8 protein-coding genes are annotated in these 8,858 nt (G+C 38.1%); 7 read left to right on the top strand and 1 reads right to left on the bottom strand.

Annotated elements, in window-relative coordinates; translation table 11 throughout:
• The first annotated feature begins 9 nt into the window (after positions 1-9).
• From K6G87_RS08675 to K6G87_RS08660, 4 genes are all read left to right on the top strand, one after another.
• Entirely contained in the window at positions 10-1,524 is a 1,515-nt protein-coding gene (locus K6G87_RS08675; protein WP_296835937.1) for an alanine/glycine:cation symporter family protein, read from the top strand.
• A 141-nt stretch (positions 1,525-1,665) separates the two neighbouring features.
• Positions 1,666-3,231 (top strand): PP2C family protein-serine/threonine phosphatase, encoded by a 1,566-nt coding sequence (locus K6G87_RS08670; protein ID WP_296835935.1) that lies wholly within the window; start codon positions 1,666-1,668, stop codon positions 3,229-3,231.
• Between the two features lie 67 nt (positions 3,232-3,298).
• Positions 3,299-3,709 (top strand): rhodanese-like domain-containing protein, encoded by a 411-nt coding sequence (locus K6G87_RS08665; RefSeq protein ID WP_296835932.1) that lies wholly within the window; start codon positions 3,299-3,301, stop codon positions 3,707-3,709.
• 201 nt (positions 3,710-3,910) lie between these two features.
• Complete coding sequence (locus K6G87_RS08660; RefSeq protein ID WP_296835929.1) at positions 3,911-4,480, top strand: hypothetical protein; 570 nt, start codon at positions 3,911-3,913, stop codon at positions 4,478-4,480.
• Positions 4,481-4,791: 311 nt separating this feature from the next.
• On the opposite strand, the gene K6G87_RS08655 is transcribed toward K6G87_RS08660, so the two are convergent.
• Positions 4,792-5,901 carry an AraC family transcriptional regulator gene (locus K6G87_RS08655; protein WP_296835926.1) on the bottom strand — a complete coding sequence of 370 codons (1,110 nt, stop codon included), beginning with the start codon at positions 5,899-5,901 and terminating at the stop codon, positions 4,792-4,794.
• Positions 5,902-6,014: 113 nt separating this feature from the next.
• Between K6G87_RS08655 and K6G87_RS08650 the strand changes: the two genes are divergently transcribed.
• From K6G87_RS08650 to K6G87_RS08640, 3 genes are all read left to right on the top strand, one after another.
• Positions 6,015-7,355 carry an MFS transporter gene (locus tag K6G87_RS08650; protein WP_296835923.1) on the top strand — a complete coding sequence of 447 codons (1,341 nt, stop codon included), beginning with the start codon at positions 6,015-6,017 and terminating at the stop codon, positions 7,353-7,355.
• 10 nt (positions 7,356-7,365) lie between these two features.
• A complete protein-coding gene (locus K6G87_RS08645; RefSeq protein WP_296835920.1) occupies positions 7,366-8,259 on the top strand; it encodes a glycoside hydrolase family 43 protein in 894 nt (297 codons plus the stop codon).
• Between the two features lie 161 nt (positions 8,260-8,420).
• The coding region (locus K6G87_RS08640) for a transketolase C-terminal domain-containing protein (RefSeq protein ID WP_296835918.1) at positions 8,421-8,858 on the top strand (438 nt) is incomplete at its 3' end.

The following is an 8,858-nucleotide window of genomic DNA, read 5'->3' as shown; positions in this document are numbered from 1 at the left end:
CCAGGGAGGATGTCTATGTTTGATCTTATTGCCAATATCAATGGAGCAGTTAATAGCTTTGTCTGGGGACTTCCTATGCTTGTACTTCTTGTGGGAACAGGCATTCTTATGACAGTACTTACAAAGTGCTTTCAGCTTACGCATTTTAAGTACTGGATGAAGCACACCCTTGGAGGAATTTTCAGGAACAAGAAAGTAACTGAGCATACAAGCAAAGAGGACAGACAGATAAGTCAGTTCCAGAGTCTTTGCACAGCACTTGCAGCAACAATCGGTACAGGTAATATTGCAGGAGTTGCGGCTGCGCTTGCAACAGGCGGTCCCGGATCTATTTTCTGGATGTGGATCACAGCATTTTTTGGAATGATGACCAACTATTCTGAAAATGTTCTTGGTATTTTTTATCGTAGAAAAAATATACATGGTGAGTGGTCAGGCGGTGCCATGTACTACTTAAGCGATGGACTTGGCAACAAGAAGGGATGCAAGAAGATTGGTAAAGCTCTTGCTGTACTGTTTGCAACCTTCTGCGTGATCGCTTCATTTGGAATTGGCAATATGAGTCAGATCAACTCGATTGCTGTCAATATGAATACAGTATTTAATATCCCTTCGGTGGTAACAGGCGCTGTTCTTATGCTCGTTGCAGGCCTTGTAATAGTGGGCGGTATCAAGAGAATAGCTTCTGTTACAGAGAAGCTTGTTCCATTCATGGCAGTTGCTTATGTTCTTGGAGCCATTATAATCGTTATATTTAATTACAGTCAGATAGTACCAGCTTTTGCGGCTATTATAAAGGGTGCTTTTGCCATGAAAGCAGTAGGCGGCGGAATAGTAGGTTCAGGCGTTCGCTCAGCTGTTACCTGGGGAATGAAGAGAGGCGTTTTCTCCAACGAGGCAGGTCTTGGATCTTCTGTTATGGTTCACTCAGCATCTAATGTTAAAGAGCCTGTACAGCAGGGTATGTGGGGAATATTTGAAGTATTTGCAGATACTATCGTAGTATGTACACTTACAGCTCTTGCTGTTCTTACAAGTGGAGTAATGGACTTAAATACAGGAGCTATGATCTCTCAGGCAGAAAAGACCGCCCTTGTATCCGAATCCTTCTCTGTGGTATTTGGACCTGCCGGTGGTGCATTTATAGCTATAGCGATTCTATTATTTGCTTTTTCTACAACACTTGGATGGAGCATATATGGAACCAAGGCTTTTGAATACCTTTTCGGAACCAAAGCAACTATTGGATACAAGGTTTTATTCGTAGTATTTATCGTAATCGGAGCTACTATGAATCTGGAACTTGCCTGGGATCTTTCAGATACTTTTAACGGACTCATGGCTATTCCTAACCTTATCGGTGTAATTACTTTAAGCGGTACTGTTTCCAAGATCACCAAGAATTATATAGACAGAAAATTTCATGGTAAGGATATAACACCCATGTACTCTGCATTCCCTGTTATACAAAGAGAGCAGGAGGAGATAGTAAAAGCTGAGAAAAAAGAAGAAGCAGTAATCTGAAAAACTAAAATCCCATAATCGGTTTTGTATTATAAAAAAAATATTGTAAAATAATAATCAAGAATTGCTATTTTTTCGTAGAAGTGGAGCAATTTGGTCATAATATTTTTATTATGATACAAAATCGTAATGGGGGCTGAAATGGGATATTTAAAAAAAGATCAGATCAGGAAGCTTATATGGACATCAATGTTTTGCATTCTGATGATAGTACTAACTCTTGTATTTCTTGTGCTTAGAGGAATAAATCACTTAGAACCTATTTATCTATTGAATATAGGTGCAGATCTTATAAGTATGATGATGGGATACGTCCTATTTATTTGCTTTGTTATAGATATTCAAAATAACGGAGCTGATTTAAGATATCTGTTTCCTCTTTTGATAGTCGCATATATTGGTTGCTTCACAGATGCCTGTGCATGGATGGTAGATGCTCTTCCTAAATTAAGATTGCTGAATTTATTGGATAATACTATTTATTATATGTGTGCTCCTCTCGAAGTGTGCTTCTTCTGGTTTTATACCATGTCATATCTAAAACTGGATAATAAAATAATAAAAATCCTTGGGAAAGCCGTTTTATGTGGTCTTTTTGTTGCGTTATTTCTCAGAATTATCAACATATTTACAGGAATTTATTTTACAGTAGGAGCAGATGGAATATATAGTAGAAGCTCCACTTATGCATATTCACTTATATATACCTTTCTTTTTAGTATACTGGCACTTATTGTTGTAACACTTGAGCACAAGAAGCTTCAGGCTTTCCAGATAGCTACTTTTTATGCATATATCATAGTGCCTTTAGTTGCAGGTACTATAGGTGCCATGACATATGGATTCTCTTTAATAGCATCAGCTATAATGCTGATAGTACTTCTTATATATGGCGTTCTTAACCTCAATCAGGGAATAGAAAAGGCTGCAGCAGACAGAGACTTATCACTTGCTGCAAGCATTCAGGAAAATGTCCTTCCTAAGATTTTTCCATATCTTCCGGAGAGAAAAGAATTTGATGTGTATGCGTCCATGAATCCTGCCAAGGAGGTAGGAGGTGACTTCTACGACTTCTTCATGGTAGACGACGATCATATAGCACTTGTTATGGCTGACGTATCAGGAAAAGGAATACCGGCAGCCCTTTTTATGATGGTTTCAAGGACACTTATCAAAAACAGGGCACTTCTTGGAGAGGATCCTTCAAAGATATTGTATGAAGTTAATAACCAGCTATGTGAAGGGAATAAAGCCGAACTATTTGTAACAGTATGGCTTGCTGTCATATCACTTTCAACAGGAGAGGGACTTGCAGTTAATGCAGGTCACGAACATCCTGCGATCAGACATAAAGGTGGCAAATTTGAGCTTTTAAAGTACAAGCATTCACCTGCAGTTGCCACTATGGAGGATTTGCCCTTCAAGCAGCACGAATTTAAGCTTGAGCCGGGAGATACCTTCTTTGTATATACAGATGGTGTCACAGAAGCAACCAATTCTAAGTTTGAACTATTCGGAACAGACAGAATGATTGATGCACTTAATAAAAATATAAATTCAGATCCGGAAGGTATTCTTGCATCTGTGACTGAAGACATTAATTCTTTTGTCAAAGAAGCAATGCAGTTTGATGATATAACTATGCTTGCTTTTAAATATAATGGATCAGCTAAAGAATGTAATGATGATAATAAAATCAAATCTTAAAATATCAACTATTATTCATTAACCTGTAACTCCATTTGTATAATGAGCTAAGAAAGGAGTATATTAAATGAATAAAATATTGATAATCGCTATCGTGGCTGCAATCTTATGTTTAACAGGATGTTCAGCAGCTAATAACAATCAGACAGATGACACAATGGAGGGAACATATATGCAGATTTCGCAGGAAAAAGCTATGGAAATGATGAAGCTTGATGATGGTCATGTAATCGTTGATGTAAGAAGGCAGGATGAATATGATATGGGTCATATTAAGGGAGCGATCCTTATCCCTAATGAAACTATTGGAACAACCCAGCCGGAAGAACTTCCTGATCTTGATCAGATAATACTTGTCTATTGTCGTAGTGGAAACAGATCCAAGGATGCATCACAAAAGCTTGCAGACATGGGTTATACAAACATTTATGAGTTTGGCGGTATCAATACCTGGACCGGCGATATAGTTACAGATTAAGGGAAATAGATTCTCATAGAGGAAACTAAATACAGCAATGCAGTTTCCAAAACATCTATTCGTAAAACCTGTGTTATATATACTTTCACATAACCGTACAGAACATACAGAAAAGTATGTGATGTACGGCTTTTTTATGCCGTTATCATAGATAATTATACCTAATTAAGAACGTTCAAATCGAACAGAAAGGCGGCTAATGTGAAAGTACAAAAAATCTGCATAGGCGAAAACGCCTATAACTACATCCTTATTGATGATGACTTAACTCCGGTTGATCAGGTGACGAAGTACATGAAATATCTGACTAACATCGGTAAGTCACTGGAAACCAGGCACACATACTGCACAGGACTCAAGTTTTTCTATGAATACCTCTCGGATATTGGTAAACAAGTAGAAGATATAAGTATTTATCTTCTCAGTAATTATGTAAGGTGGCTGAGATATGGAGGGATGAAAGAGACCGGGATGCCAATCAGATCTGAGCGTACCGTGAATATTTATATGACCATTGCCATTGGATATCTCCGAAACCTCAGTCTTCTGGGTGTGGTTGGTGATGCCGCTACCACCAGTGTTTTTGAAGAGGTGGATGGCAGGTACAAACATTTTAAAGATTTTCTTTACAACGTATCCCAAAACAAAGCATTCTCTCGAAATCGACTCAAATTAAAGGTGCCAAAAGGAAAAAAACATCCCCTCGAAAAAGCGCAGATCAGTAAATTAGTAGACAGTACAACAAACGTAAGAGACAGATTCCTACCGTAGGAGAGCAGATATAGGTGATGAGATAGTTTATTTAAGGGCCTTTAACAATGACCTTATATATGTTCCATCAAAGTGTTGATGGAACAGAAAAGGATCAGGAGAATAAATGTTTAAGGCAGTTTTGGCACTTATTATAGTCGGATTATTGTGGGCTATGGGAAGTAATTCGAGTTCAAATTACTAATGTGTTGGGGACTAAAAAAGAGGGCAATCTTATGGTAGATACACTAGATCTTGCAAGAACAAGGAAAACAATCATAAAAATATTGATTTAAAAGCTTTTATGACTGTGACATGACAAATCCAGGCTGTCAATCGACAGTCTGGATTTTATCAATGTTTATTTTTTCCAATCTTGATCGGAACGCCTCAGGGGTGAATGTAAAAGTCTTAAAAAATACTCGCTGAAAATAAGCCACATTTCCATATCCCAAAGTGTGAGCTATTTGCGCAGTACTAACAGATGGGTTTTTTAACAATTGAATTGCTCTGTTCATTCTGATATCTTGTAGTAATTCAGAAAACCCCTTACCGGACTGCTTTTTTAGAATTCTTATAACCTGCCTTTCGCTATAACCAAATTGATCTGCAAGAGTGGTTAAATTAACAGTTTGACAGTGAAGGTGCATATAATTCAGAAAAGTATTAAATACTGAATCTGTGCTGTTAATCTGAGGAACAGAAAAAATAGCTTCATTTTCATGCTTGCGCATCAGAATTATGAAGAATTTGAGTACATTTGCTTCAATCATCTGTTCACTATATTTGGGCTTTTCGGACCATTCTTTATAAGATTCAAGAACCAGACTGGTAAGCTCAGTATCTTTATTACAGTGCCATAGAATATAGTTCCCTTTTGTGTTATAGATTGCATTAGAAAAAATAATTGACAGATAATTGCTCTTATTAAGTAATTGGAAGAACACAGTATCAAAGGTAGTAACTCTTATAAAAAAGTCTAAGATAATGCTGTTATCATTATGAGCTTTAAAGCAATGATCAAAGAGTGGCGGGCAAAGAATGATGTCGCCATCAGTAAGTTCAAGCTCTCCAGAGCGAGTTATCATATAGCTGCCGGAGCTCTTTAATACATAGTTAATCTCTATAAACTGATGAGAATGCAATAGTAGCGGCATATATCGCAGGTTTTTCCGCATTGTGACATTTTCCTGCGGTAATAGAAAGAAATCTTCTTTGATATAATAGGCGTTTTTATCCAGGAAGAAATCTTCTTTTTTTGCGCTCTTATCCCAGTACTTCTTCATTAAAGTATAGACATTATCATATTCATAATCAGACTCGTCTTTAAGACCAATTATAGTGTTCTGATATACAGGAAAGTCATCTAAAAACTTTTTTAGGTACTGTTCTATGTGGTTTAATTTATAGATTTCTTCATGTGATGCAGAATAGTTATCCATTTTTCCCCCTATGAGAAGGTGTCATGAAAATATAAAACGATGTCACTATTTTTATGCCATTCAATGATAACATGAATCAACAAGTAAAGTACAACGAAATTGGGAGGTCAAAAATGGATAATCAAAAACAAAAACTGAATCTGTCAACGATACTATCATATGGAATGGCATATGGAAGCGGATATCAGATCATGGGTGCATTAGTTGGTTCCTATCTAATGATCTTTTTCACAGATACGTTTGGTGTTCCGGCGGCTGCGGCAGGCGTTATAATGGTAATTGCGTCAATATGGGATGCAATCAACGATCCTATAATGGGAGTACTGGCAGATAAAACGCATACAAGATTTGGTAAGTTCAGACCGTATCTTTTATGGGTACCAGCATGCCTGACTGTTGTAGTTGTATGTCTGTTCATGAGCCCGAATCTTTCTTCTACAGGAAAAATAATATGGGCAGCTGTTTTCTACATTTTATATGGAATGCTCAGGACTGCATTTGAGATACCCTGTAATGCTCTGATCAATGCAGTAACCAATGTAGAAGCTGAGAGGCAGAAATTGATTTCCACCTATACACAGATAATGGGTATATTTACAGCCATAACAACTTCTTTTGCACTCTCTATGGTTTCTTTCTTTGGAGGAGAGAATACCTCAAAGGGCTACATGATAGTAGTCGGCCTTTCAGGAATTCTGATGACGATTTTTTCATTATGTCTTTTTGCTACGACTAAGGAGAGATTCGTTACAGAGTCAAAGGATACACATCTTCCTCTTGCTAAGCAGTTAAGTCTTCTTGTGACTGTAAAGGGTCTTGTCCCGACAGTTATAATCTGGGTTGCAGGTTACATAGGTTTCAACACAATGATGGGATCATCTGTATATTATGTAATGTACTGCCTTGTAAGACCGGATCTTATTTCCAAATACATGATGACAATATCTCTTGTTGGACTGCTCAGCCCATTTATTCTTGTACCGCTTTTCTTAAAACTATTTAAGAGTTTAAAAATGGCATTCATAGCATCACAGATTCTGACACTTGCTTGCAATGTATGCTGCATTATATTCAAAGGAAACATTACTGCTGTCTTTATTCTTTCAGGATTTGGTGCATTGTTCGCCACCATGTTTATGGTATATGGTGCAATGCTCATGGCAGTAGTTACAGACCAGAGTTTTTTACAGACAAATGTAATAATGAATGGAACAATAGCTGCGCTTAAGGGCTTTTCAAATAAACTTGGAATAGCGCTTGCAAATGGTATTCTTAGTGCTGTTTTAGCAATGACAGGATATATTGCAAATGCAGTTGGTCAGGAACCGCAGGCAACTGTGACCGGAATTACACTTGTCAGATTTGGCGTTCCTGCTCTGATGGCTGCTATTGCAGTATGTGCTCTTTTTGGTCTTCCATCACCGCGTCTTAAAGATGAAAAGTCAGATAAGTGAGGTAATGGCAATGAAAAGAGAAGATGTGAATATCCGAGATCCTTTTGTATTGGTAGATGGTGAGAAATATTATCTGTATGGTACGCGAAGTGAAACCTGTTGGGAAGAAGCATATGGTTTTGACTGTTACGTGAGTGATGACTTGGAATCTTTTGAAGGCCCTATAGAGATATTCAAAAAGCCCGAGAACTACTTCGCAACAGACAGTTATTGGGCGCCGGAGTGCTATAAAATAAATGGAAGCTATTATTTGGTAACCACGTTTGGAGCCCCCGGGGTAAAAAAAGGGGTCTATACGCTGAGATCAGATTCTCCGACAGGACCGTTTGAAATATATTCAGAAAGATTGACGCCTCCCAATTGGTCATGCATTGATGGAACTATTTATACAGATTCTGATAAGGTGTATCTTATATTTTCCCATTCCTTTGAGGATGCCATGGACGGAAGCGGAACAGCTGATGGTGACTTCTGCATAATGGAATTATCATCAGATCTATCATATCCTGTAAGCGCTCCTCAGAGGCTTTTTTCTCCGAAAGATGTAACTTGGGCGAGAAAAGTGCCTTTTGCAAAAGCTGAATTTGGAATTGATGGCGACTGCTATTTTAGTGATGGGCCAAGTCTTATCAAGTATAACGATGGTAACCTATACATGGTTTTTTCCAGCTGGAGTGATAAAGGCTATGCAGTTGGTGTTGCAAGATCAGAATCAGGTAGTGCTTTTGGCCCCTGGATAATTCAAAAGACCCCTTTATTTCCGGAGAATGGAGGGCATGGAATGTTTTTTACTGATCTTGATGGCAATTTGATTCTGGCACTTCATTATCCTAATGACAGATTTAAAGAGCATCCTTCTTTTTGGAAAGTATGCGTAGAAAATGGAATGTTGACAATAAAATGATTAGTAGTGAAGTGCTGATTAACAACGGTAAGCAAAATGTAATTAGTGATGGATGTGGTTCGCGGTGAATCATGATCACACAGCTAGGAGAAGAAAAATATCTAAAGCAGTTTTGGCACTTAATATAGTTGTTTTATTATGGGCTATGGGAAGTAAGGCTGATGGAAAATCTTGTAAAAGACGATAAACCCGCGTATATACGCCTTAGAAGAGGAGCTATTGAGGATGTCTATGCAGAAGATATGAGCTTTGTGATGGACAAGGCTGAAATCCTGTCAGAAGGTCGGGATGTAGCTATCATAACCTGCGGCGATCTGGTTCCCAATGCAGTGAACGCAGCCAATATACTGAGGGAAAGTGGAATTGAGGCTACTGTAGTGGATATGTATTGCATTAAGCCGTTGGATGAGAATACGGTTTTGGAGGTAGCCAATAAATGCAGATTGATCGTTACCTGTGAAGAACACTCGGTATATGGCGGACTTGGAAGTCTTATAGCCAGAGTGTTAAGCGAAAATACTCCTGTGGATATGATGTGTTTGGCACTTCCTGATGCGCATTTGGTTGCCGGAGGTCGTGATGATATTTACAGAGAATAT

The organism is Butyrivibrio sp. (genome assembly GCF_024699075.1).
This window is presented reverse-complemented; position numbering and strand designations above follow the sequence as displayed.